The organism is Rathayibacter sp. AY1B6, assembly GCF_002932755.1.
Classification (GTDB): Bacteria; Actinomycetota; Actinomycetes; order Actinomycetales; family Microbacteriaceae; genus Rathayibacter.
Map to the genome: position 1 here is coordinate 47375 of NZ_PSWL01000012.1, position 26380 is coordinate 73754.

The window sequence follows — 26380 nt, forward strand, 5'->3', positions numbered from 1 at the left end:
GAACTGCTGCCCGAGCCGTCCGGCCGCGGAGCCGTCTCGTTAGCCTCGACGCATGAGCACCCTCGCACCACCTCCCCGGGCCCTCGCGAGCGGAGTCGCGGGGGGCCTGCTCCTGATGGCGGTCTTCACGATGTGGTGGGCGAGCGACACCACGGTCGGCTGGCCGGCACCGGCTGCGACGACCGCCGTGACCGTCTGCGCGCTCGCGGCGGTGGTCTTCGCCGTGCAGGCCGTCCGCCTCCTCCTCGCCCGACGGAGGATGGCGGTGGAGCTCACCGACGCCGACCGCGCGGCGAAACCGAACGGCCTGCTCTTCGGTGCGGTCTTCGGCGCGGAGGGCGTGCTGATCGGCGTCGCGGTCGGCGTCCTCACCGGCACCGGGCTCGACCGGTTCCTCGTGCCGGCCATCGCCGTGATCGTGGGCCTGCACTTCTACCCGATGGCGAGGATCTTCGGCCGGACCCTCGACCTCTGGCTCGCGACCTGGACGACCCTGGTCGGCGCGATCGGAGTCGTCGTGGTCCTCGTCGACGGCTCCGCCTGGCCGCAGGTGTGGTCCTGGGTGGGAGCGGGTGCCGCAGCGGCCACGGTGACCTACGGCGTGTACATGAGCCGGATCGCCCAGCGCCTGCTCGCGAGCGTCTGAGGTCCGGGCCGCAGGGCCGTCCTCCTCGGTCGGCCGCGCCCCCGCCCGGCCCTTCCGGCCGTCGTCGTCGCCGCTCCCGCCGGTGCGCCGCCCGGTGCAACGTCGTGCAACCCCCCGGGACGTAGCGTCAGGACCGGGCGCCCACCCCGCGCCCACGACAACGACGTCGATGGAGGTCCACATGACGCTGTACGCCGACCAGGTCGCCGAGCAGGCACCGCAGGAGCCGGGTTCCACGGTCTACGCCAATCCGGGCACGGAGGGATCCCTCGCCTCCTTCCGCTCGCGCTACGACCACTACATCGGAGGCGAGCACGTCGCCCCCGCGAGCAGCCAGTACTTCGAGAACATCACCCCGATCACCGGGAAGCCCTTCTGCGAGATCGCCCGCGGCACCGCCGCCGACGTCGACCGCGCGGTCGAGGCGGGCTGGAAGGCGTTCGCGAGCTGGGGGAAGACCAGCCCCGCCGAGCGCTCGAACATGCTCCTGAAGATCGCCGACCGCATGGAGGCGAACCTCGAGCTGCTCGCGGTCGCCGAGACGTGGGAGAACGGCAAGCCGGTGCGCGAGACCCTCGCCGCCGACATCCCCCTCGCGATCGACCACTTCCGCTACTTCGCCGGAGCGATCCGCGCGCAGGAGGGAGGCGTCTCCGAGATCGACCACGACACGATCGCGTACCACTTCCACGAGCCGCTGGGCGTGGTCGGGCAGATCATCCCCTGGAACTTCCCGATCCTGATGGCCGTGTGGAAGCTCGCGCCGGCGCTCGCCGCGGGCAACTGCGTGGTGCTGAAGCCGGCCGAGCAGACGCCGGCGTCCATCCACGTGCTGCTCGACCTGATCGGCGACCTCATCCCCGCCGGCGTGCTCAACGTCGTCAACGGATTCGGGTTCGAAGCGGGCGCGCCGCTCGCCTCCCACCCGCGCATCCGCAAGATCGCCTTCACCGGCGAGACGACCACCGGCCGCCTGATCATGCAGTACGCCAGCGAGAACCTCATCCCGGTGACGCTGGAGCTGGGCGGCAAGAGCCCCAACGTGTTCTTCGCCGACGTCGCCGCGGAACGCGACTCCTTCTACGACAAGGCGCTCGAGGGCTTCTCGTTCTTCGCCCTCAACCAGGGCGAGGTCTGCACGTGCCCGTCGCGGGCGCTCGTCCAGCGCTCGATCTACGACGACTTCGTCGGAGACGGCCTCGAGCGGGTCAAGCGGATCAAGCAGGGCAACCCGCTCGACACCGCCACGATGATCGGCGCCCAGGCCTCGAACGACCAGCTCGAGAAGATCCTCTCCTACATGGACATCGGCAAGCAGGAGGGAGCGAAGCTGCTCATCGGCGGCGACCGCGCCGACCTCGGCGGCGAACTCAGCGGCGGCTACTACGTCAACCCGACGGTGTTCGAAGGACGCAACTCGATGCGCATCTTCCAGGAGGAGATCTTCGGCCCGGTCCTCGCCCTCACCTCCTTCGAGGACTTCGACGACGCGATCGGCATCGCCAACGACACCCTCTACGGCCTCGGCGCCGGAGTGTGGAGCCGCAACGGCGCCCAGCTCTACCGCGCCGGCCGGGCCATCGAAGCCGGCCGCGTCTGGTCGAACACCTACCACCAGTACCCCGCGCACGCGGCGTTCGGCGGCTACAAGCAGTCGGGCATCGGACGCGAGAACCACAAGGTGATGCTCGACCACTACCAGCAGACGAAGAACCTCCTCGTCTCCTACGCGGAAGGACCCATGGGCTTCTTCTGAGTTGGTGTGCACGGGCTCCTCGTTCCTCGTCGCCCGTGCCGCGGTCGGCTCGCCGACGTGGCCGGGTGGGGAGGAGCGGGGAGCGTCCGCACCGAGACGGATCCGCTGGGACGCGGATCCGCCGTTCGGTGCTCGGCCCTGCGGGCGAGGCACCTGACGACGGGTGTGTGGACGGTGCTCGGCCCTGCGGGCGAGGCACCTGACGAGGCGTGTGTGGACGGTGCTCGGCCCTGCGGGCGAGGCACCTGACGACGGGTGTGTGGACGGTGCTGGGCCCTGCGGGCGAGGCACCTGACGACGCGCGGCCCCCTCATACCGACCGAGGAGGCAGCGCAGCGGGCGCATCGAGATCCTGACCGGACGAGCGTTCGCCATCAGCGGTCGGGCGCACCCCCGACAGTCCGCACCACGAGCGAAGGAGCACCACCCATGACCTCCACGAGGGTCGACGTCACTGCGGAGGCGGCCGACATGCTCCGCCGGATGACGGCGCTGCACGGGCCGCTCATGTTCCACCAGTCGGGCGGATGCTGCGACGGCAGCTCCCCGATGTGCTTCCCCGCCGGGATGTTCCGCACCGGCGCCTCGGACGTGCTCGTCGAGTCGCTCCGGCTCGACGGCCTGGACCCGATCGACTTCTGGATGTCCCGCTCCCAGTTCGAGTACTGGAAGCACACCCACCTCACCGTCGACCTCGTCGACGGGCGCGGCAGCGGGTTCAGCGTCGAAGCCCCCGAGGGCAAGCGCTTCATGATCCGCAGCCGGCTGCTCACCGACGACGAGCTCGTCGAGTTCGGGCTCCTTCCCGCCGGAGCCGTCGGACCCTGAGCCGCCCCCTGGCCCGTACCCCTGACCCCTCACCGTCTCCGATCCTCGCCGATCGGCGGCGCCACGGACCGGCGGTGTCAGCCGGCCGGAGCGGGAGCGGGCGGCGCCTTCCCCGTGCTCAGCTGCACGCCCACCACCGATCCCTTGTCCACGCGGGTGCCCGCGGCGGGACCGGTGCCGGCCACGGTGTTCATCGGCTGCGTCGAGTCGACCTGCGACGTCGCTCCGGGGGTGAGACCTGCTGCCGTCAGCGCCCGCGCGGCGGAGTCGCTGGTCCGGCCCGACAGGTCCGGCACGGTGACCTGCGGCGCGGCGATCAGCGACAGGTCGGCCTGCGGGAAGTCGGAGCCGCCGTAGCGGGAGTCGATCGCCGTCATCAGCGGCTTCCAGATCCGGTGGCGTGCCGAGGGCGCCCAGCCGCTGTCGAAGTCGATCGAGTCGAGGTTCACCCTCGAGCCGTCCTCGCGTGCCGAGATGCTGCCGACCCAGACCGCGAGGGAGGTCTCGGTCGAGGCCCCGATGGCCCAGGTGTCGGCGGAGTTGTCGGTGGTGCCCGTCTTGGTGATGTGCTGGACGCCGTTCTTCGGATCGTCCTCGACGCCCGTGCCCTCCGCGGTCACCTTGAGCATCGTGTACTGCATCGCCGAGGCGACCTTCGACGACACCGCCCGGCTGCAGGTCGTCTCCACCGGCTCGATCCCGCGACCGTCGGCTCCGACGATCGCCGTGATCGCGACGGGAGTGCAGGTCGTGCCGTTCTCGGCGATGCCGGAGTAGGCGGTCGCCATGGTGAGCGGCGCGATCTCGTTGGTGCCGAGGACCGCTCCCGGCGACTGCACGAGCGCGGTCCCGTCCGCGCGGTGCACTCCGAAGGCCTCGGCCTGCTTGCGGATCTCGCACTGGTCGAGCAGGTGCGACATCCCGGTGAAGCCCGTGTTCAGCGAGTAGATCGTCGAGTACAGCGCCGTCTGGGTGTCGGTGTAGCCGCCGTCGCCGGCGTTCTTGGGGTTGTAGGAGTCGTAGTCCCACGTGCCCTCGCAGCTGTCGGCGAAGCCGGTCCAGTTCTTCTGCTTCGAGTCGAACTGCTCGAGCAGGGTGTGCCCGCGGTCGAGCCACTCGGCGAGCGTGAACACCTTGTAGGCGGAGCCGGTCTGGAAGCCGTTGCCGCCGCCCGCGGACGCGTCGACGTTGAGGTTGATCGCCGAGAACTCCGGCCCGCTCGCGATGACGTCCGGGTCCTGGCTGTAGCGCTTGTTCTGCACCATGGTGAGGATGCGCCCGGTGCCGTTCTGGACGGCGACCGCGGTCGCCCCGACGTCGAAACGCGGATCGGAGGAGGGGACCTGCTCGTCCATGAGCTCCTGCGCGGTCCTCTGCAGGTCGAGGTCGATCGTCGTGTAGACCTTGATCCCGCCTTGCTTGATCGCCGCGTAGCGCTCGTCGTCGGTCGCGCCGAGCGCCGGGTCGTCGCGGAGGACGTGGGTCACGTAGTCGCAGAAGTAGGCCGCGCTGCCGGCCGTCTGGCAGCCGGTGGAGGGCGGGGTGATGTCGGGGGTGATCGCCTCGGCGGCCGCGGCGTCGTGCGCGGCCCGGTCGATGCTCCCCGTCTCGAGCATCCGGTCGAGGATGTAGTCGCGCCGCTCCCGGGTCTGCGCGTAGCCGTTCGCCTCGCCGTTGGCCGCGTCGTCCGGCCGGTCGAAGCGGAACTTCTCGGGGTTGTTCACGATCGCCAGGAGCGACGCCGACTGCGCGAGGGAGAGGTCTGCTGCCGGGATGCCGTAGTAGTACTCCGCCGCGGCCTCGATGCCGTAGACGGTGCCTCCGAACAGGGCGATGTTGAGATAGCCGAGGAGGATGTCGTCCTTCGAGGACACCTTCTCGAGCCCGATCGCGAGCCGCATCTCCTTGAGCTTGCGCTCGGCCGTGGTCGCCGTCGCCTCCGCGTACGCACGGTCGCGGTCGGCCTCGTCAGGGATCGACTCGGCCTTCTGCACCAGCACGTTCTTCACGTACTGCTGCGTGATCGACGAGCCGCCCTGGGTGTCTCCGTCGAGGAGGTAGGTGCTGGCGATGGCGCGGAGGGTGCCCTGCAGGTCGATCCCCCCGTGGTCGTAGAAGCGCGGGTCCTCGCTCGCGACGAGCGCGTCCTTCACGGAGTCGGCGATCCGGTCGGCCGGCACCTCGATCCGGTTCTGGTCGTAGAAGGACGCCAGCAGCGTCGGGTCGTCCGGGTCGCCCGCGTAGACGTCGCTCTTCTGCATCAGGCGCCCGACCTCGAGGTAGCTCGGGAGGGACTGGAAGGCCGAGATGGTGCCGGAGGTCGCCGCTCCGGTGAGCGCGGCGGCGGGGGCGACGACGAGCGAGGCGAGCAGACCCGCCAGCACGCTGACGATCACGAATCCGAACAGCGCGCCGAGAGCCCCGTGGACTGTTCGACGGGGCTGGAAGACGGGGACGTTCGGTCGCTTCAGGATGGATCCTCTCGCTGCACCAGCACCCTAGGCGAGGCCTGCGACATCCCCGACGAGGCGCGCCACGGCCGCGCCGGACGCCTGACCGCCCGGAACCGGCGCGACGGCGCCCGCGCCGGCTCGGCTCCCGCGACAGCAGAAGGGGCCGACCCCCGGTGGGATCGGCCCCTTCGCACGACGAGCGACGTCTCTACTCGATCAGGTCGCCGTTCAGGTCCGAGATGTCGTTCGGATTGGCCGGAGCCTTGCCCGTGCTCACCTGCAGGGGGATCACCCCGCCGGCGACCGCCGTCTCCTCCGCGCTCGGCGTCGTCGACACGACGGAGCCCTCCGGGATCGTCGAGGAGTCGACCGACTCGTGCATCCCGACGACGAAACCGGCGGCCGTGAGGATCGCCGTGGCGCTCTCGACCGTCTCGCCCGTGACGTCGGGGACCTCGGAGTTCGCCGCCGATCGAGGCGAGTACGCGAGCATCGAGGCCGGCGGCGCCGTGAAGTCGTCGCCGCCGTACTTCTCGTCGAGCGCCGTCATGATCGGCTTCCAGATGGCGTGCCGGGCGTTGGAGGCGCGGATGGTGCCCTTCTCGCCCGTCAGGCTGATGAAGCGCAGGTTCTGCTTGGTGTTGTCGGCGAAGCCGTTGATGCTGCCGACCCAGACCGCGAGGGAGGCGGCCTTGCTGGCGCCCGCCGTCCACACGTCTGCGGCCTCGTCGGTGGTGCCCGTCTTGCCGATGTGCTCGATGCCGTCGAAGGGGTTCGAGGCGTAGGCCGTTCCGGAGGTCATCACCCGCTGCATCGCGTACTGCATCCCTCGGGCGACCTCGGGCGACACGGAGGGGGTGCACGCCGACGCCGGGGCGGCGACGGCGTTGCCCTCGCTGTCGGTGATCCGGTCGATGACGATCGCCGAGCAGGTCGTGCCGTCGTTCGCGATCCCCGCGTAGGCGTTGGCGACCGTCAGGGGCGCGATCTCGTTCGTCCCGAGGACCGAGGCCGGTCCGTTCGCGAGCTCGCGGCCGTCGGCGCGGTGCATCCCGAACGACTCGGCGGTGGTGCGGATGTCGCAGAGGTCGAGCTGCTGCGCCATGCCCATGAAGCCGGTGTTGATCGAGTTCGTGGTCGCGCCGAGCGCGCTCATCGAGCTCGCGTCCTCCGACGGGTCGTCGTTGCGCGGGGAGAACTTGCCGTAGTAGCCGCCGTCGCCCGCGACGTTGCACTTCTGGGGGTAGGAGCTGAAGCCGGAGGTGGGGGAGGCGAACGACTCGTTGACGGTGTGCCCCGCCTTCAGCCACTGCGCCAGCGTGAACACCTTGTAGGTGGATCCGGTCTGCACGCCGGAGCCGCCGCCCATGTCGAGGTCGACGTTGAGGTTGATCGCGCTGTAGCCGGGGTTCGCGGCGAGGAACTGCTCGTCCTGGCTGTACTGCGTGTTCTGCACCATGGAGAGCACGCGGCCCGTCTTCGCCTCGACGGAGGCGGCCGTCGCGCCGACCTGGAAGCGCGGGTCGACGGAGGGGATGTAGGCGTTGAGCGCCGCCTGCGAGACCTGCTGGATGTCGAGGTCGAGGGTCGTCACGACGTCGAAGCCGCCCTGGCGGATGCGCTGGTAGCGCTCGTCGTCGGTAGCCCCGAAGACGGAGTCGTTGCGGAGGACGTTCAGCACGTAGTCGCAGAAGTACGCGGCGTTTCCGGCGGTGGTGCAGCCGGTCGAGGGCTCCGTGATGCTCGGGGTGATCGGCTCGGCGACGGCGGCGTCGTGCGCGGCCTGGTCGATCCGGCCGTGCTTGAGCTCCTCCGAGAGGATGTAGTCGCGGCGCTCCTTGGTGGCGGCGTAGCCGTTGGCGGCGCCGTTCGCCTCGTCGCCCGGGTTGTCGAAGCGGAACTTCGCCGGGTTGTTCACGATCGCCAGCAGCGCGGCCGCCTGCGAGGTCGAGAGCTGGCTCGCCGGAATGCCGTAGTAGTAGTTCGCCGCGGCCTCGATGCCGTAAACGGTGCCTCCGAAGAGGGCGATGTTCAGGTAGCCGAGCAGGATGTCGTCCTTCGACGCCTCCTTCTCGAGGCCGATCGCGAGCCGCATCTCCTTGAGCTTGCGCTCGGGGGTCGGATCCGTCGCCTCCTGGTAGGCCTTGTCGCGCGCGGCCTCGTCGGTGATCGACTCCGCCTTCTGCACCAGGACGTTCTTGACATACTGCTGCGTGATCGACGACCCGCCCTGCAGGTCGTCGCCCGTCAGCGTGACGGCGATGGCCCGGAGCGTGCCCTGCAGGTCGATGCCGCCGTGCTCGTAGAAGCGCGGGTCCTCGCCGGCGACGGCGGCGTCCTTCGCGGACTGCGCGACGTCGTCCCAGCCGACCTCGACGCGGTTCTGGTCGTAGACGGAGGCGAGGAGGGTCGTCCCGTCGCTCGCGTAGACGTTGGTGCGCTGCATCAGCTGGCCCACGTCGAGGTAGCCCGGCAGGTTCTGGAACATGCCGATCGTGTTGCTCGTCGCCAGGCCCGTCAGCGCGAGGGCCGGGGTGACGCCGACGGTGATCAGGACGCCCGCCACGGCGCTCATCCCGATGAACCCCATGACCGCCCGCAGCGACATCCCGAGCGGCCGGACGGAGCGGCGGGATGCAGTGGGAAGTGCCATGGAGCGGTCGTCCTTTCGACGCGGCGCGGGGCCGCGGAGATCCGGGGGAGGGTGGCGAGAAGCCTCGCGAGCAGTCGCGCGATCCCCCGAGTTCATGGTACGTGACGCATGCGGCCGGGGTGCGTCCTCCTGCGGGTGGAGATGCGGAGCTGGCGGGCGATGCGCAGGAGCGGGCGCGTCCGGGTGCTGACCTCGGGTCGATGCATCCGTATCGTGGGGGGGAGCGCCGCTCCGAGGGGCGCCGCAGCACCCGTTCCACCCACCGCTCCGGGGCCCCGGGCGGCAGGCCCCGGCAGAAAGCGCACACCATGGCACGCATCCACGACGACGTGACCCAGCTCGTCGGCAGGACCCCTCTCGTCCGCATCAACCGGCTGGAGGGGGCCGACCAGGCGACGGTCCTCGCCAAGCTCGAGTTCTACAACCCCGCGAACAGCGTGAAGGACCGCATCGGCGTCGCCATCGTCGACGCGGCAGAGGCCTCCGGCGAGCTGCTCCCCGGCGGGACGATCGTCGAGGGCACGAGCGGCAACACCGGCATCGCGCTCGCTATGGTGGGCGCCGCCCGCGGCTACACGGTCGTCCTCACGATGCCCGAGACGATGTCCGTCGAGCGCCGGGTCCTCCTCCGCGCCTACGGAGCCGAGATCGTGCTCACCCCCGGCAGCGAGGGGATGCGCGGAGCGGTCGAGCGCGCCCGCGCGATCGTCGACGAGACCCCCGGCGCGGTCCTCGCCCGCCAGTTCGAGAACGCCGCCAACCCCGAGGTGCACCGCCGCACCACCGCGGAGGAGGTCTGGGAGGACACCGACGGCGAGGTCGACGTCTTCGTGGCCGGCATCGGCACCGGCGGCACCATCACCGGAGTCGGCCAGGTGCTCAAGGAGCGCAAGCCCGGCGTGCAGATCATCGGAGTGGAGCCGATCGACTCCCCGCTCCTCACCCAGGGCACCGCCGGCCCGCACAAGATCCAGGGCATCGGCGCCAACTTCGTCCCCGCGATCCTCGACCGCGAGGTCTACGGCGAGATCATCGACGTGACGCTCGACGACTCCGTGCGGGTGGCCCGCGAGATGGCCTCTCAGGAGGGCATCCTCGGCGGCATCTCCTCCGGCTCGATCATGTGGGCCGCGCTCGAGGTCGCGAAGCGCCCCGAGAACGCGGGGAAGACCGTCGTGGCCATCGTCTGCGACTTCGGCGAGCGGTACATCTCGACCGTCCTGTACGAGGACCTCCGCAGCTGACCGCCTCGAGACGAGGCGGGACGCCACGCTCCGGCCGCGACGGCCGGCCGGAGCGCCGAGTCCCCTCCGGACCCGAGCGTCCCGGACTCCTCACCCTGCTCCGCGAGGACGTGCGCACCGCCCGGGAGCGCGACCCCGCCGCCCGGAGCGCGGCGGAGGTCGTCCTCTCCTACCCGGGAGTGCACGCGGTCTGGGTGCACCGCGTCGCGCACGCCTGGTGGCGGCGCGGCCTCCGCCTGCCCGCCCGGCTGCTCAGCCAGGCGGCGCGCGCGGCGACCGGAGTGGAGATCCATCCCGGTGCGACCATCGGCCGGCGCCTGTTCATCGACCACGGCATGGGCGTCGTCATCGGCGAGACCGCGCGGATCGGCGACGACTGCATGCTGTACCACTCCGTCACGCTGGGCGGGAGGTCGGCCCGGCGCGAGCGGCGGCACCCCACGCTCGGCGACCGGGTGGTCGTCGGTGCCGGCGCCGTCGTCCTGGGCCCGCTCGTGCTCGGGTCCGACGTCAGCGTGGGCGCGAACGCCGTCGTGGTGAAGGACGCGCCCGACGGAGCGGTGCTCGTCGGCATCCCGGCCCGCGATCTGCGCGATCAGGGCGGGGAGGAGGACCCGCTCGCCGGGTCCGGCCGCTCCGTCTGACCGGCGGGACGCCTCTCGCCGGCGACGCTCAGTCGTCGCCCCGGGGCGTGATGTCGCGCGGGGCGCTCTTGATCTGCGCGAAGGCGTCCAGCGCGTGCGCCCGCGTCTCCTTGAGGTCGACGAGAGGCGCCGGATAGCCGTCCGCGCCTCCGGTCAGCGTGTCCTCGAGCGTCCACGGCTCGTGCACGGCCGCGCCCTCGACGCCGCCCAGCTCGGGCACGTTGTGGCGGATGTACTCGCCGGCCGGGTCGAACTTCTTCGACTGCGTGACCGGGTTGAACACCCGGAAGAACGGTGAGGCATCGGCTCCGGAGCCCGCGACCCACTGCCAGTTCGCGGCGTTGCTCGCCGGGTCCGCGTCGACCAGGGTGTCCCAGAACCACTCCTCGCCCACCCGCCAGTCGACCAGCAGGTTCTTGATCAGGAACGACGCGGTCACCATCCGGACCCGGTTGTGCATGTAGCCGGTGCTCCAGAGCTCACGCATGCCGGCGTCCACCAGCGGGTATCCGGTGCGGCCCTGGTGCCACGCGTCGATCGCCTGCTGGCCGGGGCGCCCCCACGGGAAGGAGTCGAAGCGGGTGTCGAAGTTCGCGGTCGCCAGATCCGGCCAGTGGAACAGCAGGTGGTAGCAGAACTCGCGCCAGAGCACCTCGGAGAGGAACCGGTCGCTGCCGTCGCCGCGGTGCAGGCCCTTCGCGTGCGCCTCCTCCAGGGCGTGCCACACCTGGAAGGGGCTGATCTCGCCCCACCGCAGGTGCGGCGAGAGGTTCGAGGTCGCGTCCTCCGCGGGCCGGTCGCGGCCGTCGGCGTAGTCGTCGAGCTGCTCCGCGAGGAACGCGCGCAGCCGGTCGGCCGCCGCCTTCTCTCCGGGGACCCAGCGCTCGCGCAGCCCTCCCGCCCAGTCGGGACGCGTGGGCAGCAGCTCCCAGTCGTCGAGGGAGTCGGAGGCGATGTCTCCCGTGACGCCGTCGAGCGAGCGGGGGCGGGGGAGTGGCGCGCGCGGCGTCGGCTTCGCACGGCAGGCGCGGGCGAAGGGCGTGTAGACGGAGTAGGGGCCGCCGGCGCCGGTCTGCACGGTCCACGGCTCGAACATCAGCGAGCCCTGGTGGCTCTCGGCCTCGAGGCCGCGGTCGCGGAGCGACTCCTTCACCGCCGCGTCGACGGTGCGCTCGGCCCTCCCGTAGCGGCGGTTCCAGTGCACGGCCCCGGCGCCGATCTCCTCGGCGAGCTGGAGGACGACGGCCTCGGCCGGTCCGCGGCGCAGGATCAGCGGGGCGCCGTGGTCGCGCAGGTCGGCGGCGAGGGCCGCGAGGCTGCCGTGCAGCCACCAGCGGGAGGCGCCCCCGAGCGGACGGATGCCCGCCGACTCCTCGTCGAGCACGTAGCAGACCGCGACGGGACCGCCACGGTCGATCGCGGCGCGCAGGGCGGGGTTGTCGGCCAGGCGCAGGTCGTCGCGGAGCCAGACGAGGGTGGGGGAGGTGTCACTCATGGTGACCCCCATGATCCGGGAGTCCCGCGCCCCGGCGAAGACCTGGCCGGTCGCTGCGGCCCGTGCTAGCGGGGGCGGATCAGGAGGAGGCGATGCCGTCGCGGAGCTTGTCGCAGAGTGCGGTCAGCTGCTTCAGCTCGTCCTCGTCGAGGACGCCGCCGACCTGCTCCGAGATGGTCGTCATGTGGGTGAGCGCGACGCGGCGGAAGAGCGCGTAGCCCTCGTCGGTGATCGCGATGATCGTGCCGCGGGCGTCCGCCGGGTCCTCGCTCTTCTCGACGCAGCCGCGGGCGGCGAGCCGGTCGATCAGTCTGCTGACGCTGGGCTGCGTCAGGAGGACGTGCCGGTTCAGGTCGCGCAGCCGTGCGCGCCGGCCGGGCTGCCGGGTGAGATTGAAGAGCACGTCGTACTCGTTCATCGAGATCTCCCGCGAGGGGAACTCGGTGCTCAGGGCTCGCATCACCTGGACCTGGGCGCGGAAGAGCGACTCCCAGGCGGCGACGGCCTCTCTCGACCCCACTGGTCCTCCTTCTCGGCGCTCAGGAAGCGGCTCCCTGACATCCAGACGCCGCACAGCCTACGCCGGGGTGCTGGGAGGAGGGGAGTCGGAGGAGCAGGGGCGGGGGAACGACAGAAGGCCGGCCGCTGAGGCGAGCGGCCGGCCTTCGTTCCCTTGCACCAAGAGTGTCCTGCAATCACTTCTCGCGCTTCCCGCCACAGCAAACGGTCGACGCACTTGAACTATATAACGACCTGGTAACGGCGCAACCCTCTCTTTCCTGAATCCTCCCTGAGCTCTCCCCGTCCCGTCCGCTGCCGCGCCCGCCAGCGCTCCGATGGCTCTCTCCCGGCCCAGGACGCCCCGTCTGCTCCCCTCCGACCTCCATCCCGGACTGCAGCCCATCCCGGACCGTCCGCGAACACGAGGAGCACCTCCTGCCCTCGTCCCCCGCCGACGCACCCCGGCCCCGTCATCCAGCCCTGCGAGGCGTGACCCGTCCCGGCACGGCTCCGACCATGCAGCGGGCCGTCGAGCAGCCCTCCCCGTTCGAAGGGCGGTCACGCACATCCCCGAGGGCTGAGAGGACTTCCCGCCCTCGAGGCGAACGCGGCAAACGCGTGCCAGCGTTTCCTGCTAGCCGGACGCGACCCGCTCTGCGGAACGCTCCCGCAGGTGGAAGCCGACCGCGGTGTGGAGAGCGCAAGCGCTCTCCTCACAGATCAGAACAGATCCGGCGAGGGCGTCGACGCGTAGCGGATGGCGACGTCGGCGTGGCGGTCGAAGCGGTAGCCGACTCCGCGGACGGTGCGCACGATCTCCTCGTAGCGGCCGAGCTTGGCGCGGAGGCGGCGGACGTGGACGTCGATGGTGCGCTCGTTCGGCGCGTCGTCGTCCGCGGCGCCCCAGAGCGAGGCGATGAGCTCGGCGCGCTCGATGGTGCGGCCCTCGCGGAGCACGAGGTACTGGAGGAGCTCGAACTCCTTGTAGGTGAGGGCGGCGGTCTCGTCGTCGAGGATGACGCGCTTGCGGGAGATGTCGATGACGACGCCGCCGGGTGCGCGGTCGAGGTCGGGCTCGGCGTCGGAGCGGCGCTTGGCGACGGCGGCCGGGTCCTGCAGCGCGAGGCGGACCACGTCCACATCGCGGCCGCCGGCGCCCTGCGGGGCGAGGGCGACGGAGGCGTACGTCTCGGCGTCGGGGGCGAGCTGCGCCGTGACGCGCTTGAGCTCCTCGACCAGGCGGCCGAGGTCGACTCCGGCGGCGCGGGCCTTCGCCTCGTCGATGCCGACGTAGAGGGCGAAGCCGCGGGCCTCGGTGCCCTGGGGGACGGCGCGGAGGCGGGGCGCTGCGGGCGCGACGTCGGCGACGGGCTGGAGGCGGGGCTCCTCGGTCGCGGTGGCGGCGGCCGGGACGGTGCGGGTGTGGAGGAGGGTCATGACGAGTCCTTGGCTGGTCGGATCCGGGACGAGTGTCCGAGGGAGCGGATCCGGGTGTGCGATCGAGCCGGCCCGCGGTACGCGGTGGCGGCAGAGACGGATGCGGGGCATCCAGGGGATCGTCCGCGCCTCGGACGCTCAGCCGATCGTGATCAGCGGGCGGAGGCGGTGCGGGGATCCGGCGAGGTCAGTTCCTCATGCACACATTCGACAGCACATGACGGGGCCACCGGCCATCATCATGCCGGCATTCCCGAAGGCCTCGAGGGAGGTCAGGGCGTGCAGGGTGTCAGTCATGTCCGTCAGTAAAGCGGAGGCCGGTGCGGTGCGTCAACACTTCCGTGGGGATGGACGGCGCGTCGGGGGTGGTTCCGGAGCCCGGGAGGAGGTGCGAGCCGGGACGGGGGGTCTCGAGACGCCCGTTGCGCGGGCCGCTCGATCACCAGGGGGAGCGGCGCCGGCCGGGCGCGGCGGCGGATCCCGACGCTCGGCCGAGCCGGCCGACCGACACGGCTCAGCGGAGCGCTCCGTTCCGGGGCCCGACGCGAGGCCCGCCCGTCCGGGGGCCGGCGGGCTCAGCCCGCGAGGCCGTAGAGGCGGTCGCCCGCGTCGCCGAGGCCGGGGACGATGTAGCCGAGCTCGTTGAGCTTCTCGTCGAGGGAGCCGAGGACGATGGTCACGTCGCGGTCGCCGAAGGCCTTCTCGACGGCGGCCAAGCCCTCGGGGGCGGCGAGCAGGCAGACGGCGGTGACGTCGACCGCTCCCCGGTCGAAGAGGAACTGGATGGCCGCGACGAGCGAGCCGCCGGTCGCGAGCATCGGGTCGAGGACGAAGCACTGCCGGTTCGACAAGTCGTCGGGGAGGCGCTCCGCGTACGTGGTCGGCTCGAGCGTCTCCTCGTTGCGCGCCATGCCCAGGAAGCCGACCTCGGCGGTCGGGATGAGCTTGACCATGCCCTCGAGCATCCCGAGACCGGCCCGGAGGATCGGGACGACCAGCGGCTGCGGGTCGCTGAGCGCGAGGCCGGTGGTCTGCGTCACGGGGGTCTCGATGGTGACGGTGCGGGTGCGGACGCCGCGGGTGGCCTCGTAGGCGAGGAGCGTCATCAGCTCCTCGGCGAGCTGCCGGAAGGTGGGGGAGGGGGTGCGCTTGTCACGCAGCACGGTGAGCTTGTGGGTGATCAGCGGGTGGTCGGCTACGTGGACGCGCATAAGCTCAATCTACTGGCCGCAGCGGCGCCCCACCGGCCGCAGCGGGCCGCCGCAGGAGGGGGAGCGATGCGCGACAGCGATCTCCGTGTCCCCCGCCGCTCCGAGGAGTGGATGGGCCTGGCGCTCGACGAGGCGCGTCGGGCCGCGGGCTGGGGCGACGTCCCTGTGGGTGCGGTGGTCGTCGACTCCGAGGGCGAGGTGGTCGGGCTCGGGCGCAACGAGCGCGAGCTGCGGCGGGATCCGACGGCGCACGCCGAGGTGGTCGCGATCCGCGCGGCGGCCGAGGCCCGCGGCGACTGGCATCTCGAGGGCTGCACGCTGGTGGTCACGCTCGAGCCGTGCGTGCTCTGCGCCGGGGCGATCCTGGCGGCGCGGATCGACCGCGTCGTCTTCGGCGCGTGGGACGAGAAGGCGGGCGCCTCAGGATCGGTGCACGACCTCCTCCGCGACCGCCGGCACAACCACGTGGTCGAGGTGTACCCCGGGGTCCGCGCCGCCGAGAGCTCGCGGCTCCTGCTCGACTTCTTCCTCGACCGCCGCTGACGCCGACCGCCGTCGACCCCTCAGCTCGGAGCGCCCAGCCACTCCGTCAGCGCGAGCCGCGTCGCCGCGTGCATCCGCTCGAAGCGCTCCGCCGCGACGTCGGCGTCGAGCACGGCGGCGTCGTAGCCCGCCGCTCCTGCCCACTCCCCGTCGCCCTCGAGCCAGTGCGCGGCCATCGTTCCGGTCAGCTCGGGGTGGAACTGCACGCCGAGGAGCCAGTCCTCCACCGCGAACGCCTGCACCTCGCCGACCGGCGACGACGCCAGCAGCGCCGCTCCGCTCGGCAGCGCGAAGGTGTCGCCGTGCCACTGCATGACGTCGACGCCGGCGAGGTGCCGGAGCGGGGAGCGGGCGCCCTCCTCCGTGAGCACGACCGGGCGGAAGCCGACCTCGCGGGCCGATCCGGGACGGACGGACTCGCCCAGGGCGGCCGCGATCAGCTGCGCTCCGAAGCAGACGCCGAGCGTGGGACGACGGTGGTGCATCCGGTCCTGCAGGAGCGCGATCTCGGGGCTGATGAAGGGGTGCCGCGAGGTCTCGTAGACGCCGGCGCTGGAGCCGAGCGTGACGACGAGGTCGGGAGCGAGGATGTCGATCGCGTCGAGGTCCGTCCCCGCGACGGCGTCGACGGCGAATCCGCGCTCGGTCAGCACCGGCTCGAGCGCGCCGAGCCCGGCACCGCGCTCGTTGACGATCGCCAGGGCCCGGCGCATCTCAGGCGCTCCCGTGCGGCGCGGCCGGCGGGGAGGCGGCGGGCGCAGCGGCGGCGGGCGGAGCGCTCCCCGCGGCTGCCCCTCCCGCCTCCGTCACGACCGGACGGGACGCCGCCGATCCCGCGCGTCCGCGGTCGACGTCGGGCTCGAGGTAGATCGTGGTGGCGGCGGGAACGGCCTCGCGGATCCGCTGCTCGGCTGCGTCGATCCCGGCGGCCACGTGCTCGAGGGTCTCGGCGGCCGGGAAGGCGAGCTTCGCGGCCACGAGGATCTCGTCCGGTCCGAGGTAGAGGGTGCGCATGTGGATGACGCGCTCGACGTCGCGACCGGCCTCGAGAGCGGCGCGGATCGAGGCGGCGTCGGCGGGAGTCGCCCCCTCGCCGACCAGCAGGCTCTTCGTCTCGACGCCCAGGACGACCGCCACCACGATCAGCAGGGTGCCGATCATGATCGTGCCGATCGCGTCGTAGACCGAGTCGCCGGTGATCACGGTCAGCCCGACTCCGAGCAGCGCGAACGTCAGGCCTGTGAGCGCGGCGACGTCCTCGAGGAGCACCACGGGCAGCTCCGGCGCCTTCGCCCGGCGGATGAACTGGAACCACGACTGCGAGCCGCGGACCCGGTTCGACTCCTTCACTCCGGTGCGCAGCGAGTAGCCCTCGAGGCAGATCGAGATCACGAGGACCAGGATCGGCAGCCAGGCGTTCTCGAGCTCGTGCGGCTCGGCGATCTTCTCGATGCCCTCGTAGAGCGAGAAGACGCCGCCGACGGAGAACAGGATGATCGACACCACGAAGGCGTAGACGTAGCGCTCGCGCCCGTAGCCGAAGGGGTGCTCCTCGTCGGCGGCCTTCCGCGACTTGCGGCCGCCGAGCAGCAGGAGCAGCTGATTGCCGGAGTCGGCGAGCGAGTGCACGCCCTCGGCGAGCATGGAGGCGGATCCGGAGAAGAACCAGGCGACGAACTTCGTCAGGGCGATGCCGAGGTTGGCCGCGAGCGCCGCGATGATCGCGGTGCCGCCTCCGGATGCGCTCACGTGGTCTCCTCGGGCTCGCCGCTGGATGGTCGGGCCATCCTACGAGGCACCGGACCGGCCCCGGACCCCCTTGCCGCGGGCTCTTCGTAGGATGAGCGGCGTGACCGATGCGCCCGTCCTGCTCCCGTCCATCGCCGTCCTCGGCCTCGGCTCGATGGGAGGCGCGATCCTCCAGGGCCTGCTGGCTCCCGGCGTGCGCGTCGAGGGGGGCGTGCGGGTGACCAACCGCGACTCCGCGAAGGCCGCCGCGTGGGACGGGCACCCGGTGGTGACCGCCTTCGCCACCGCGGACGACCCGGAGGCCAACCGGCGCGCGGTCGAGGGCGCGGCGGTCGTGCTCGTGGCCGTCAAGCCGCACATGGTGCCGGACCTGCTCGACGAGATCGCCGACGCGCTCGCCCCGGGCGCGGTCGTCGTCTCCGTCGCCGCCGGCGTGACCTCGGCCACGTTCGAGCGGCACCTGCCCGCGTCGGTCGCCGTGCTCCGCTCGATGCCGAACACTCCCGCGGTCGTGGGCCGCGCCGTCACCGGCCTCAGCGCGGGCACGCGGTCCGGCGACGAGGACCTGGCGCTCGTGCGCCGCCTGTTCGAGACGGTCGGCGAGGTGGTCGAGGTGCCGGAGTCGCAGCTCGACGCGCTCTCGACGATCTCCGGCTCGGGGCCCGCCTACGTGTTCCTGCTGATCGAGGAGCTCATCGCGGCCGCTGTCGCGAAGGGCTTCACTCCGGAGCAGGCGTCGACGATGGTGGTCGGCACGTTCCGCGGCGCGGCGGAGTTGCTCGCCCACTCCGGCGAGGAGCCCGCGGAGCTGCGCCGCCGGGTCACCAGCCCGAAGGGCACCACCGAGCGGGCCGTCGCGGTCCTCCAGGAGGCCGACCTCGCCGCGCTCTTCACGCGGGCGACCGACGCCGCCCTGGCGCGCGCCCGCGAGCTCGCCGCGTCCTGACTCCGGCCTCCTCTCCGCGAGATGCCACTTGTGTACGCGACACGCCGGAGGGGGCGTACCGAAGTGGCATCTCGCGGAGGAGGAGGGGAGGGGCGGGTCAGGAGCCGAGGGCCGCGAACCGCTCGATGTCGCTGGGTGTGCCGCTGACCACGATGAGGTCGTGGTTCGAGACGACGGTCTGCTCGGTCGCGTAGGTGAAGGGCTTGCCCGGGCTCTTGACGCCGACGACGGTCACGCGGTGCTTGCGGCGCACGCCCGACTCCGTGAGCGTCAGTCCCCGGATCGGCTTGGGCGGGTACATCTTCGCGAGCACGAAGTCGTCGTCGAACTCGATGAAGTCGAGCATGCGGCCCGAGACCAGGTGCGCGACGCGCTCGCCCGCCTCCGCCTCGGGGTAGATCACGTGGTTCGCGCCGATCCGCTCGAGGATCTTGCCGTGCGAGCGCGAGATCGCCTTCGCCCAGATCTGCGGGATCTTGAGGTCGACGAGGTTCGCGGTGATCAGCACGGACGCCTCGATCGAGGAGCCGACCGCGACGACGGCGACCTGGAAGTCCTGCGCGCCGATCTGCGCGAGCGCGTCGAGCGAGCGGGCGTCGGCCTGCACCGCGTGGGTGACCCGCTCCGACCACTTCTGCACGAGACCGGCGTCGGCGTCGATGGCGAGCACCTCGCGGTCGAGGCGGTCCAGCTGGCCGGCCGTGGCGGCTCCGAAGCGCCCGAGGCCGATCACCAGCACCGGGGCGTCGTACCTGATGCGGTCAACCAACGATGGGCCTCTCTTCCGGTCGTCTGAACAACTGCCTCCGCTGGCTCGCGGCGAGCGCGGCGGCGAGAGTCACGGTACCAACGCGTCCCATGAACATCGTCAGCGCGAGGATGTAGACCCCGGACGGCGGCAGCTCCGCGGTGAGCCCCGTCGAGAGCCCGGAGGTCGCGAAGGCCGAGATCACGTCGAAGAGCACGTGGTCGAGCGAGGCCTTGGTGATGTGAAGGATCAGGACGCTCGACACGGCGACCGTCGTCGCGCCCCACAGCACGACCGAGACGGCCAGGCGCAGGACGTCGTTCGGGATCCGGCGGCCGAACGCCTCCATGTCGTTGTTGCCGCGGGCCTCGGCGAAGGCGGCCAGGAAGAGGATCGCGAGGGTCGTGACCTTGATCCCGCCGGCCGTGGAGGCCGATCCTCCGCCGATGAACATCAGCATGTCCGTCACGAGCAGGCTCGAGCCGTTCAGGTCGGGGACCGAGATCGTCGAGAAGCCGCCCGACCGCGTCATCGTCGAGAGGAAGAAGGACTGGAAGACGGTGTCCCCCGCATCGAGGCTGCCGAAGGTCCTCGGATTGTCGAACTCCAGCACGATGTAGAGGACGGCCCCGGCGACGAGCAGGACTAGGGAGGTGACCAGCGTCAGCTTCACGTGGACCGACCACTTGCGCGGGCGCCGCCAGCCGCGGGAGAAGGCGTAGATGACGGGGAAGCCGATCGAGCCGAGGAAGACGCCGAGCATCAGGATGCCGAGGAACCAGTAGTCGTCCTCGAACGGGGTGAGGCCTGCGGCGTTCGGAGCGAAGCCGGTGTTCGTGAACGCCATCGCGGAGTAGTAGAAGGAGTGCCAGACGGCCTCGCCGATCGGGATCCCGTCGATCAGCATCCGCGGGAACAGCAGCAGCGCGACGATGATCTCGATCGCGGCGGCGCTGATCGCGACGGTGGCGAGCAGTCCGCCGATCTCGCCCAGGCGCACGGCCTGGCCCTCGGCGACGGGGCCGGAGTGGATCCGCAGCGGGTTCGAGTCGCTGGCGACCATGAGCTTCGCCCGGAGGCCGAGGCGGCGCGAGATCGCCAGGCCCATGATCGAGGCGAGCGTCAGCACCCCCAGAGCGCCGATGTTCACGCCGACGAAGACGATCGAGTGGCCGAACGCCGACCAGTGCGTCGCCATGTCGACCGTCGCGAGGCCGGTCACGCAGATCACCGACATCGCGGTGAAGAAGGCGTCGTGCAGCGGAGTGACGGTGCCCGTGGTGCTCGACACCGGCAGCGAGAACAGCAGGGTGAAGACGAGCACGAGCGCCGAGAAGATGAGGATGGCGAAGCGGGACGGCGAGCGTCCGGCGAAGTCGTCGATGAGGTCGCGGGCCCGCTCGAACCCCGACCAGGGGGAGACGGGCGAGACGCCCACGGGGCTGCGGAACTGCTGCCGAACCACCACGGCGGATCCTCCACTCGATCGCGGCCATGCTACCCGCTCGGTGCCGGGCCCCCGGGGCGCTGACTAGCCTGGGCGCATGGCTGACATCTTCGGGGTGATCGCGGACGGGACCCGCCGGGACATCCTCGCCCTGCTGCTCGAGCAGCGGCGGGACGGCTCGGCCGAGGGCATGAGCGTGTCGCGGATCGTGGCGCGCCTCGAGCTGAGCCAGCCGACCGTCTCCAAGCACCTCAAGGTGCTGCGCGAGACCGGCCTCGTCACGGTGCGCGAGAGCGGACAGCACCGCTTCTACGCGCTCGAGTACGCGCCGCTGGCGGAGGTCGAGGACTGGCTGCTGCCCTTCCTCGCCGAGGACGAGGCGGCCGGCGCCCTGCTCGACGCTCCGACCGCGGCCCGGGCGGAGTCGCTGGGCCGGGCCCTCGCCGAGCGCACCCACCAGGTCAGCACCGTGGTGCAGGACATCCAGCGCGGCGTCAGCGAGGGAGCGACGAAGGTCGCGGAGGCGCTGCGCATCCGCAAGTGAGGGGCGCCGAGGAGCCGGAACCGGTGGAGCCCCGGGTCGTGTAAGCTCGCGGGAGCCAGTTTTTCGTAAGCGGCCGCCCGTCGGGCGGTCGACCCCCTGAACGTTGTGAGGTCTTCGTGGGTTCTGTCATCAAGAAGCGTCGCAAGCGTATGGCGAAGAAGAAGCACCGCAAGCTGCTTCGCAAGACTCGCCACCAGCGTCGCAACAAGAAGTAGGCTCGCGCCTCTTCCCACTCGAGCGTCCGCCCTTCCGGGGTCGGGCGCTCGTCTGCGTTCACGGGGCGGTCCCGCCGGCGCTCGCCGTCCCGGCGCCCGTCGCCGCGGCCGCCGTACACTGACCGCATGGTGGACGTGGAGCTGACGCTCGTGGGCAAGCCGGGCTGTCATCTCTGCGACGACGCGCGGACCGTGGTCGAGCAGGTGGTCGCCGATCTGGGCGGTGAGGCGTCGGTCGCCGTCTCGGAGGTGTCGATCCTCGACGATCCGGAGCTGCACGAGCGTTTCGTCGAGGAGATCCCGGTGGTGCTGATCGACGGGCGCGTCCACACCTTCTGGCGGGTCGATCCCGCGCGGCTGCGCCGAGCTCTCCTCGCCCGCGGATGAGCGTCGACCGGGCCGTTCGGATGGATGCACGGCCGAGACGTCCCTCTGACGGGGGACAACACGGCTCGCGATGGCTCGTCTCTCGCCCGTACCCTCGTGAGGGGGGAGTGCGCTCCTCCGTGCGCGGACGCAGATCGTCGCCCGTGGAGGAAGGAACCGCCATGCCGTCATCCCGCCGACTCGCCCTGCCCGCCGCCGCTCTCGCGGCGCTCGTGCTCGGCCTGGCCCTCCCTGGAGCGGCCGTCGCGGCCCCCTCCGCCTCGACGGTCTCGACCACGGTCGAGCAGCCGGCCGCGACGACGGTCCCCGGCGTGCCGGAGGATCCCGAGCAGCCGGGCGACGGCGGCTCCGACCCCGTCCCGGGCGTCCCCGAGGAGCCCTCCGTCCCCGGAGTGCCCGAGGTGCCGGTGGAGCCCGAGCAGCCCGCTCCCGTCGATCCCGCGCCCGTGGACCCCGCGCCGGTCGATCCGGCACCGGTCGACCCGGCACCGGTCGACCCCGCGCCCCAGCAGCCGAGCCAGCCCTCCACCGGCGGCGGATCGACCGGCGGCGGCCAGCAGGGCGGCTCCGGCGGCGGCCAGCCCTCCACCGGCGGCGGATCGTCCTCCGGCGGCACAGGCTCCGGCGGCGGCACCACGGGCGGCACCTCCACGGGCGGAGGAACGTCCGGCGGCACCTCCGGCGGCGGGACCACCGCCGGCACCACCACGTCCGGCACGGCCGGCTCCTCCGGTGCGGGCGCCGTCACTCCGGCGGCGTCGGCCCCCGGACGCACCGAGCTCGGCACCTCGACCGAGGGCGCGAAGCCGGCGGCGGGCACCGCGACCGCCGATGTCTTCCTCACCCGCGAGCTCGCCGTCCAGCCGGAGGCGCTCACCGTCGAGCTCGCCCGCTTCTACGGCGTCGGCTTCTCGTACACCGGCTTCGCGAGCGGCGAGGCCGTCTCGGCGGTCCTCCGCGACCCGAACGGCACCAAGACCCCGCTGACCCTCGAGGCGGGGAGCGGCACCGCCACCGTGCCGACCGCGCTGATCACCAAGTCGGGCGCCTTCACGGTCGACCTCACGGGCGACCAGGGCTCCGCCGCCAAGGTCGTCTTCCGGCTCGCGGCGTCCTCCGGCAACGGCCTCCTGCTCGAGCCGCGCGAGCTCGGCGACGGCAGTACCGAGGCGCCCCGCGGCGCCGTCTGGGGCTTCGACGCCGACGAGGAGGTCGCCGTGGGCGCCTTCGAGACCTCCGGGGCCCGCGCCGACCTGGCCGCCGGCGACGTCGCCGTGCAGTCCGACGCCATCGGCTGGGCCGAGCTGGCACTGGGCGACGCGGTCGTCGCCGACCCCGATCCCTCCGTCTACTGCGTCGTCGCCTTCGGCCGCGAGTCGCACCGCACCGCGGCCGTGACCGTCTCCTACCGCGACAGCGACACCACGGCCGCGCCGTGGGAGGCGCAGCAGGTCTGCGGCACCGCGATCAGCGCCGCACGCACCGCCTTCATCAGTACGGCCGCCTCGGCGGGACCGGCCGGCATCACTCCGACCACCGCGCTGATGATCGGCGGCGGGGCCGTCGTCGCGTCCCTCGTCGCCTGCGCGGCCGTCCTGGTCGTCATGCGTCGTCGGCGCATGAACACGGACCTCTTCATCGGCGGACCGCTCCCGCGCACGCAGAGCGACTGACCCGTCCCGAGGACGACGGAAGGCCCGCGGGACGCGATCCCGCGGGCCTTCCCTCGTCCTCTGCCGGTGCTCAGCCGGCCGCGGTGAAGCGGAGCAGGATCGTCCGCGCCTCCGGCCGCAGCTGGAAGTCGGGCCACACGTCCGGACCGCACGCGCGCGAGCCCAGGCCGTGCTGGGCGGCGTCGATCACGAGGACCGCGCGCTCCGACTCCGGCAGCTCGTGCGGGTGCGCGGCGGACGTGATCTCCTGCGGCGTGTGCCGCGCCAGGGTGAAGCCGGGGAGGCGCCCGTGCAGGTCGCGCGCGGCCTCGATGCGGAGCCGGGGCGAGCCCGCGTCCATCAGCGTCAGCTCGCGCACGCTGCTGCGGTGACCGCTCTCCTGAGGGCGGGCGTAGGGAGTCGTCAGCCGGTCCATCGCCGCCGTGAAGCGCCCCACCCGCGCGGCCCGGAGGCTGTCGGGGTAGGACTCGAGCGGGCCGGTGCCGAACCACTCCGCGCCGTCGATCGACGCGGGCAGGTCGATCCGGATGCCCAGTCGCGGCCACACGGAGTCCCAGCCCCGGGTCGGCACGAGATCGACGCGGAGGACCGTGCTCTCGCCGTCGACGCTCCAGCGCTCCTCCATCAGGAGTCCCGCGTCGAGGTCCGCGGCCGAGAAGCGGGTCACGCGGCGGAGACCGGCGGAGGCGTCCACCTCCTGCACGCGGCCGACCAGGCGGTCGAGTCCGGCCTCGCGCCAGCGGGCGGCGGAGGAGGGGGCCGGGGTCCCGCGGCCGTCGCCGTCGAAGGGGTCGCCGGCGACGTAGCCGGGGAAGCCCTCGCCCTCGTCGTTGTCGGTCGGGGCGCGCCAGAGCTCGGCGCGCGGTCCGTCGACGGGCAGGCCCGCGAGAGAGGAGAGCCGGCCGTCGCGGAACCGCGCGACTCCGAGCGCACCGCCCTCGAGCGGCGGGGCGGAGCGGACGGCTCGGGTCCATGCGGGCACCGCCGAGGGGGCGGCGAGGAGGTGCTGACCGGTGGAGAGCACGTGGCCCTCCTCCGCCCAGGCGGTCGTGGCGTCGAGGACCGCGTCGACGGTGAGCCAGGTCTCGCCGCCGGGGCGCACCTCGAGCGGAGGGAGCTCCACGTGCACGGCGTCGCCGGCCGCGATCACCGGGGCGTCGAGCACTCCCTCCGCGGTGACCCGCCCGTCCCGCTCGACCCGCCACGCGAAGCGCAGATCGGCGGTGGAGGCGTCGTGCCGGCGGTTCTCGATGACGACGCCGTCGCCGCGGACCGTGAGGCGCACCGGGGCGACGATCTGCTTCCACTCGAACAGGCCCGGGCTGGGCGTGCCGTCGGAGAGCACCATGCCGTCCATCACGAAGTTGCCGTCGTGCACCACCTCGCCGAAGTCGCCGCCGTACGCGTAGTACTCGACGCCGTCCGGCGTGCGCGCCCGCAGGCCGTGGTCGCGCCACTCCCAGACGAAGCCGCCGTGCAGCCGCGGGAAGCGGTCGACGAGGTCCTCGTACTGGTCGATCGCTCCCGGGCCGTTGCCCATCGCGTGCACGTACTCGCAGAGCAGGAAGGGCTTGGAGCGCTGCCGCGCGGACTCGCCGGGGGAGCAGCCGAGCAGCGGAGTGAGCGAGCCGTCGGTGCCGATCCGCTCGGTCTCGGGGATCGAGGAGTACATCCGCGAGTACACGTCGGTGTAGGCGCCGGTGTAGTCGCCCTCGTAGTGGACGGGGCGCTCCGGGTCGCGCCCGTGCACCCAGGCGGACATCGCGGCGAGGTTCGCGCCGGTGCCCGCCTCGTTGCCGAGGGACCAGAGCACGATGCTCGGATGGTTCTTGTCGCGCTCGACGGTCCGCTCGATGCGGTCGAGGTACGCCTCGCGCCACGCGGGGTCGTCGCTGGGGTTGCCGGCCCAGCCGACGCGCTCGAACCCGTGGGTCTCGAGATCGCACTCGAGGACCACCCAGAAGCCGAGCTCGTCGGCGAGGTCGAGCAGACGCGGGTGCGGCGGATAGTGGCTGGTGCGGATGGCGTTCACGTTGAAGCGCTTCATCATCGCGAGGTCCTCGCGGGCGGAGTCCTCGTCGAACGCGCGGCCGCGGTCGGGGTGCGTCTCGTGGCGGTTGACGCCGTGGAAGACGACGCGCTCGCCGTTGACCAGGAAGCGGTCGCCGCGGATCTCGACCGTGCGGAAGCCGAGCCGCAGCGAGACCGTCTCGCCGGCGGAGGCGAGCGTCGCGTCGTAGAGGCGCGGAGCCTCCGCCGACCACGGCTCGACCTCGGGGACCTCGATCGCGGCGATCTCCTCCGCCGAGGCCCAGACCGTCTCGATCCCGAGCCCGGGCACGCGCAGCGTCAGCGGGAACGCATCGGCCGCGGCGGTCACCTCCGCCTCGATGCGGCCCGCGCCGCCGGCGAAGGAGGAGCGCAGCCACACGTCCTCGATCCCGCCGACGGGGCGCGCGAGCAGGTGCACCGAGCGGAAGATCCCCGGCAGCCACCACTGGTCCTGGTCCTCCACGTAGCTCGAGGCCGACCACTGGTGCACGCGGACCACGACGAGGTTCTCGCCCGGGCGGACGACGCCGGTGACGTCGAACTCCTGCGCGAGCCGGCTGCCGGAGCCGATCCCGATCTCGACGCCGTTGACCCAGACGCGGTAGCGGGACTCGACCCCGTCGAAGCGCAGGACGACCGCCTCGGCGGAGTCCCACTCCTCCGGGATCACGACGGTGCGGCGGTAGTCGCCCGTCGGGTTCGCGTCCGGCACGAACGGCGGCTCGGTCGGGAACGGGAACTGCACGTTCGTGTAGGCCGGCAGTCCGTAGCGCCCGTCGCCCTGCAGCACCCAGTGCGAGGGCACCCGCATCAGGTCCCAGCCGGAGTCGTCGAACGACTCGTCCCCGACGGCGTCCACGCCCTCGCCCTCCGGCAGCACGCCGGCGCCGCCCGGGGTCCCCGGAGCGGCGGGGAGCAGGCGGAAGCGCCACTCCCCGTCCAGCGGGAGCGCCGGGGCGTCGGTGTGCAGCCACGAGCGCGCGGCCCGGCGGCGGCCGGAGCCCGGTCCGGTGTCCGTCAGGTAGTGGGAGGTCGTCGGGGGAGTCGTCACTTCACGGAGCCTTCCGTCAGGCCGCCGCGCCAGAAGCGCTGCAGCACGATCATGGCGATGGCGAGCGGGATGATCGACAGCAGGACGCCGCCGGTCGTCAGCTCGTAGAACTCGGGCAGGCGCCGCTGACGCGAGGGAACCCCGGCCCGTCGAGGGA

22 protein-coding genes and 1 pseudogene are annotated in these 26380 nt (G+C 72.2%); 11 read left to right on the forward strand and 12 right to left on the reverse strand.

All coding sequences use genetic code 11. The features are described from left to right. Window positions 1-52 precede the first annotated feature (52 nt). The 3 genes from C5D08_RS08245 to C5D08_RS08255 all read left to right on the forward strand — a co-directional run bounded on the left by C5D08_RS08245 (window position 53) and on the right by C5D08_RS08255 (window position 3230). Complete coding sequence (locus C5D08_RS08245; protein WP_104276630.1) at window positions 53-646, forward strand: hypothetical protein; 594 nt, start codon at window positions 53-55, stop codon at window positions 644-646. A gap of 181 nt (window positions 647-827) precedes the next feature. After that, window positions 828-2402 carry an aldehyde dehydrogenase family protein gene (locus C5D08_RS08250; protein ID WP_104276631.1) on the forward strand — a complete coding sequence of 525 codons (1575 nt, stop codon included), beginning with the start codon at window positions 828-830 and terminating at the stop codon, window positions 2400-2402. Window positions 2403-2831: 429 nt separating this feature from the next. Further along, window positions 2832-3230 (forward strand): DUF779 domain-containing protein, encoded by a 399-nt coding sequence (locus C5D08_RS08255; RefSeq protein ID WP_104276632.1) that lies wholly within the window; start codon window positions 2832-2834, stop codon window positions 3228-3230. A 77-nt stretch (window positions 3231-3307) separates the two neighbouring features. Here the strand turns inward: C5D08_RS08255 and C5D08_RS08260 are convergent, their stop codons facing one another. Both C5D08_RS08260 and C5D08_RS08265 read right to left on the reverse strand, forming a co-directional pair. Next, window positions 3308-5626 (reverse strand): transglycosylase domain-containing protein, encoded by a 2319-nt coding sequence (locus C5D08_RS08260; RefSeq protein ID WP_104276633.1) that lies wholly within the window; start codon window positions 5624-5626, stop codon window positions 3308-3310. A 265-nt stretch (window positions 5627-5891) separates the two neighbouring features. Then, window positions 5892-8336, reverse strand: a complete 2445-nt coding sequence (locus C5D08_RS08265; RefSeq protein WP_181110026.1) for a penicillin-binding protein — start codon at window positions 8334-8336, stop codon at window positions 5892-5894. Between the two features lie 308 nt (window positions 8337-8644). On the opposite strand from C5D08_RS08265, the gene cysK reads away from it, so the two are divergent. Together cysK and epsC are read left to right on the forward strand one after the other, a co-directional pair. After that, window positions 8645-9580 (forward strand): cysteine synthase A, encoded by a 936-nt coding sequence (gene cysK / locus C5D08_RS08270; RefSeq protein WP_104276635.1) that lies wholly within the window; start codon window positions 8645-8647, stop codon window positions 9578-9580. A gap of 110 nt (window positions 9581-9690) precedes the next feature. Further along, window positions 9691-10224: a serine O-acetyltransferase EpsC gene (epsC, locus tag C5D08_RS08275; RefSeq protein WP_374953938.1), complete on the forward strand. Its 534-nt coding sequence runs from the start codon at window positions 9691-9693 to the stop codon at window positions 10222-10224. 28 nt (window positions 10225-10252) lie between these two features. Here epsC and C5D08_RS08280 read toward each other — a convergent pair whose 3' ends face one another. From C5D08_RS08280 to upp, 4 genes are all read right to left on the reverse strand, one after another. After that, window positions 10253-11719 carry a deoxyribodipyrimidine photo-lyase gene (locus C5D08_RS08280; RefSeq protein WP_104276665.1) on the reverse strand — a complete coding sequence of 489 codons (1467 nt, stop codon included), beginning with the start codon at window positions 11717-11719 and terminating at the stop codon, window positions 10253-10255. 79 nt (window positions 11720-11798) lie between these two features. Beyond that, window positions 11799-12179 carry a MarR family winged helix-turn-helix transcriptional regulator gene (locus C5D08_RS08285; RefSeq protein WP_104276666.1) on the reverse strand — a complete coding sequence of 127 codons (381 nt, stop codon included), beginning with the start codon at window positions 12177-12179 and terminating at the stop codon, window positions 11799-11801. A 761-nt stretch (window positions 12180-12940) separates the two neighbouring features. Next, the gene (locus C5D08_RS08290; RefSeq protein ID WP_104276636.1) at window positions 12941-13657 is read right to left on the reverse strand and encodes a winged helix-turn-helix domain-containing protein; all 717 of its coding nucleotides are present in this window, start codon (window positions 13655-13657) and stop codon (window positions 12941-12943) included. A 575-nt stretch (window positions 13658-14232) separates the two neighbouring features. Beyond that, window positions 14233-14868 (reverse strand): uracil phosphoribosyltransferase, encoded by a 636-nt coding sequence (gene upp / locus C5D08_RS08295; protein WP_104224850.1) that lies wholly within the window; start codon window positions 14866-14868, stop codon window positions 14233-14235. 66 nt (window positions 14869-14934) lie between these two features. Here upp and C5D08_RS08300 point away from each other — a divergent pair, with 66 nt between their 5' ends. After that, window positions 14935-15411: a nucleoside deaminase gene (locus C5D08_RS08300; RefSeq protein WP_258067361.1), complete on the forward strand. Its 477-nt coding sequence runs from the start codon at window positions 14935-14937 to the stop codon at window positions 15409-15411. A gap of 20 nt (window positions 15412-15431) precedes the next feature. Here C5D08_RS08300 and C5D08_RS08305 read toward each other — a convergent pair whose 3' ends face one another. After that, window positions 15432-16124, reverse strand: coding sequence for a gamma-glutamyl-gamma-aminobutyrate hydrolase family protein (locus C5D08_RS08305; RefSeq protein WP_104276637.1), 693 nt, complete (start codon window positions 16122-16124; stop codon window positions 15432-15434). A 1-nt stretch (window position 16125) separates the two neighbouring features. Then, on the reverse strand, window positions 16126-17160 hold the full coding sequence (locus C5D08_RS08310) for a cation diffusion facilitator family transporter (RefSeq protein ID WP_104276638.1): 1035 nt from the start codon (window positions 17158-17160) through the stop codon (window positions 16126-16128). A 91-nt stretch (window positions 17161-17251) separates the two neighbouring features. Here C5D08_RS08310 and proC point away from each other — a divergent pair, with 91 nt between their 5' ends. Then, the gene (proC, locus tag C5D08_RS08315) at window positions 17252-18106 is read left to right on the forward strand and encodes a pyrroline-5-carboxylate reductase (protein ID WP_104276639.1); all 855 of its coding nucleotides are present in this window, start codon (window positions 17252-17254) and stop codon (window positions 18104-18106) included. A 97-nt stretch (window positions 18107-18203) separates the two neighbouring features. On the opposite strand, the gene C5D08_RS08320 is transcribed toward proC, so the two are convergent. Together C5D08_RS08320 and C5D08_RS08325 are read right to left on the reverse strand one after the other, a co-directional pair. Continuing rightward, window positions 18204-18875 carry a TrkA family potassium uptake protein gene (locus C5D08_RS08320; RefSeq protein ID WP_068255410.1) on the reverse strand — a complete coding sequence of 224 codons (672 nt, stop codon included), beginning with the start codon at window positions 18873-18875 and terminating at the stop codon, window positions 18204-18206. After that, window positions 18868-20238 (reverse strand): TrkH family potassium uptake protein, encoded by a 1371-nt coding sequence (locus C5D08_RS08325; RefSeq protein WP_258065073.1) that lies wholly within the window; start codon window positions 20236-20238, stop codon window positions 18868-18870. Before C5D08_RS08325 ends, C5D08_RS08320 begins: the two co-directional genes overlap by 8 nt. A gap of 160 nt (window positions 20239-20398) precedes the next feature. Between C5D08_RS08325 and C5D08_RS08330 the strand changes: the two genes are divergently transcribed. From C5D08_RS08330 to C5D08_RS08345, 4 genes are all read left to right on the forward strand, one after another. Further along, window positions 20399-20845: a helix-turn-helix transcriptional regulator gene (locus tag C5D08_RS08330; protein ID WP_104224854.1), complete on the forward strand. Its 447-nt coding sequence runs from the start codon at window positions 20399-20401 to the stop codon at window positions 20843-20845. A 116-nt stretch (window positions 20846-20961) separates the two neighbouring features. Next, complete coding sequence (locus C5D08_RS08335; RefSeq protein WP_003792170.1) at window positions 20962-21060, forward strand: 30S ribosomal protein bS22; 99 nt, start codon at window positions 20962-20964, stop codon at window positions 21058-21060. A 126-nt stretch (window positions 21061-21186) separates the two neighbouring features. Then, on the forward strand, window positions 21187-21447 hold the full coding sequence (locus C5D08_RS08340; RefSeq protein WP_104276640.1) for a glutaredoxin family protein: 261 nt from the start codon (window positions 21187-21189) through the stop codon (window positions 21445-21447). Between the two features lie 161 nt (window positions 21448-21608). Beyond that, a complete protein-coding gene (locus C5D08_RS08345; protein ID WP_104276641.1) occupies window positions 21609-23120 on the forward strand; it encodes a hypothetical protein in 1512 nt (503 codons plus the stop codon). A 70-nt stretch (window positions 23121-23190) separates the two neighbouring features. Here C5D08_RS08345 and C5D08_RS08350 read toward each other — a convergent pair whose 3' ends face one another. Together C5D08_RS08350 and C5D08_RS17320 are read right to left on the reverse strand one after the other, a co-directional pair. Then, window positions 23191-26223, reverse strand: a complete 3033-nt coding sequence (locus C5D08_RS08350; protein WP_219815163.1) for a glycoside hydrolase family 2 TIM barrel-domain containing protein — start codon at window positions 26221-26223, stop codon at window positions 23191-23193. Beyond that, window positions 26220-26357 (reverse strand): annotated as a pseudogene (locus tag C5D08_RS17320) (carbohydrate ABC transporter permease); the annotation flags it as partial. The gene C5D08_RS08350 and the pseudogene C5D08_RS17320, both read right to left, overlap by 4 nt. Window positions 26358-26380 lie beyond the last annotated feature (23 nt).

What these genes read in the sequence shown, in the direction of transcription:
- C5D08_RS08255 (WP_104276632.1), top strand. Translation starts at nt 2,832, where the DNA reads ATGACCTCCACGAGGGTCGACGTCACTGCGGAGGCGGCCGACATGCTC.
- proC (WP_104276639.1), top strand. Translation starts at nt 17,252, where the DNA reads ATGAGCGGCGTGACCGATGCGCCCGTCCTGCTCCCGTCCATCGCCGTC.
- C5D08_RS08265 (WP_181110026.1), bottom strand. Translation starts at nt 8,336, where the DNA reads ATGGCACTTCCCACTGCATCCCGCCGCTCCGTCCGGCCGCTCGGGATG.
- upp (WP_104224850.1), bottom strand. Translation starts at nt 14,868, where the DNA reads ATGCGCGTCCACGTAGCCGACCACCCGCTGATCACCCACAAGCTCACC.
- C5D08_RS08285 (WP_104276666.1), bottom strand. Translation starts at nt 12,179, where the DNA reads ATGCGAGCCCTGAGCACCGAGTTCCCCTCGCGGGAGATCTCGATGAAC.
- C5D08_RS08290 (WP_104276636.1), bottom strand. Translation starts at nt 13,657, where the DNA reads ATGACCCTCCTCCACACCCGCACCGTCCCGGCCGCCGCCACCGCGACC.
- C5D08_RS08305 (WP_104276637.1), bottom strand. Translation starts at nt 16,124, where the DNA reads ATGCGCCGGGCCCTGGCGATCGTCAACGAGCGCGGTGCCGGGCTCGGC.
- C5D08_RS08250 (WP_104276631.1), top strand. Translation starts at nt 828, where the DNA reads ATGACGCTGTACGCCGACCAGGTCGCCGAGCAGGCACCGCAGGAGCCG.
- C5D08_RS08300 (WP_258067361.1), top strand. Translation starts at nt 14,935, where the DNA reads ATGCGCGACAGCGATCTCCGTGTCCCCCGCCGCTCCGAGGAGTGGATG.
- C5D08_RS08280 (WP_104276665.1), bottom strand. Translation starts at nt 11,719, where the DNA reads ATGAGTGACACCTCCCCCACCCTCGTCTGGCTCCGCGACGACCTGCGC.
- cysK (WP_104276635.1), top strand. Translation starts at nt 8,645, where the DNA reads ATGGCACGCATCCACGACGACGTGACCCAGCTCGTCGGCAGGACCCCT.
- C5D08_RS08330 (WP_104224854.1), top strand. Translation starts at nt 20,399, where the DNA reads ATGGCTGACATCTTCGGGGTGATCGCGGACGGGACCCGCCGGGACATC.
- C5D08_RS08340 (WP_104276640.1), top strand. Translation starts at nt 21,187, where the DNA reads ATGGTGGACGTGGAGCTGACGCTCGTGGGCAAGCCGGGCTGTCATCTC.
- C5D08_RS08245 (WP_104276630.1), top strand. Translation starts at nt 53, where the DNA reads ATGAGCACCCTCGCACCACCTCCCCGGGCCCTCGCGAGCGGAGTCGCG.
- C5D08_RS08345 (WP_104276641.1), top strand. Translation starts at nt 21,609, where the DNA reads ATGCCGTCATCCCGCCGACTCGCCCTGCCCGCCGCCGCTCTCGCGGCG.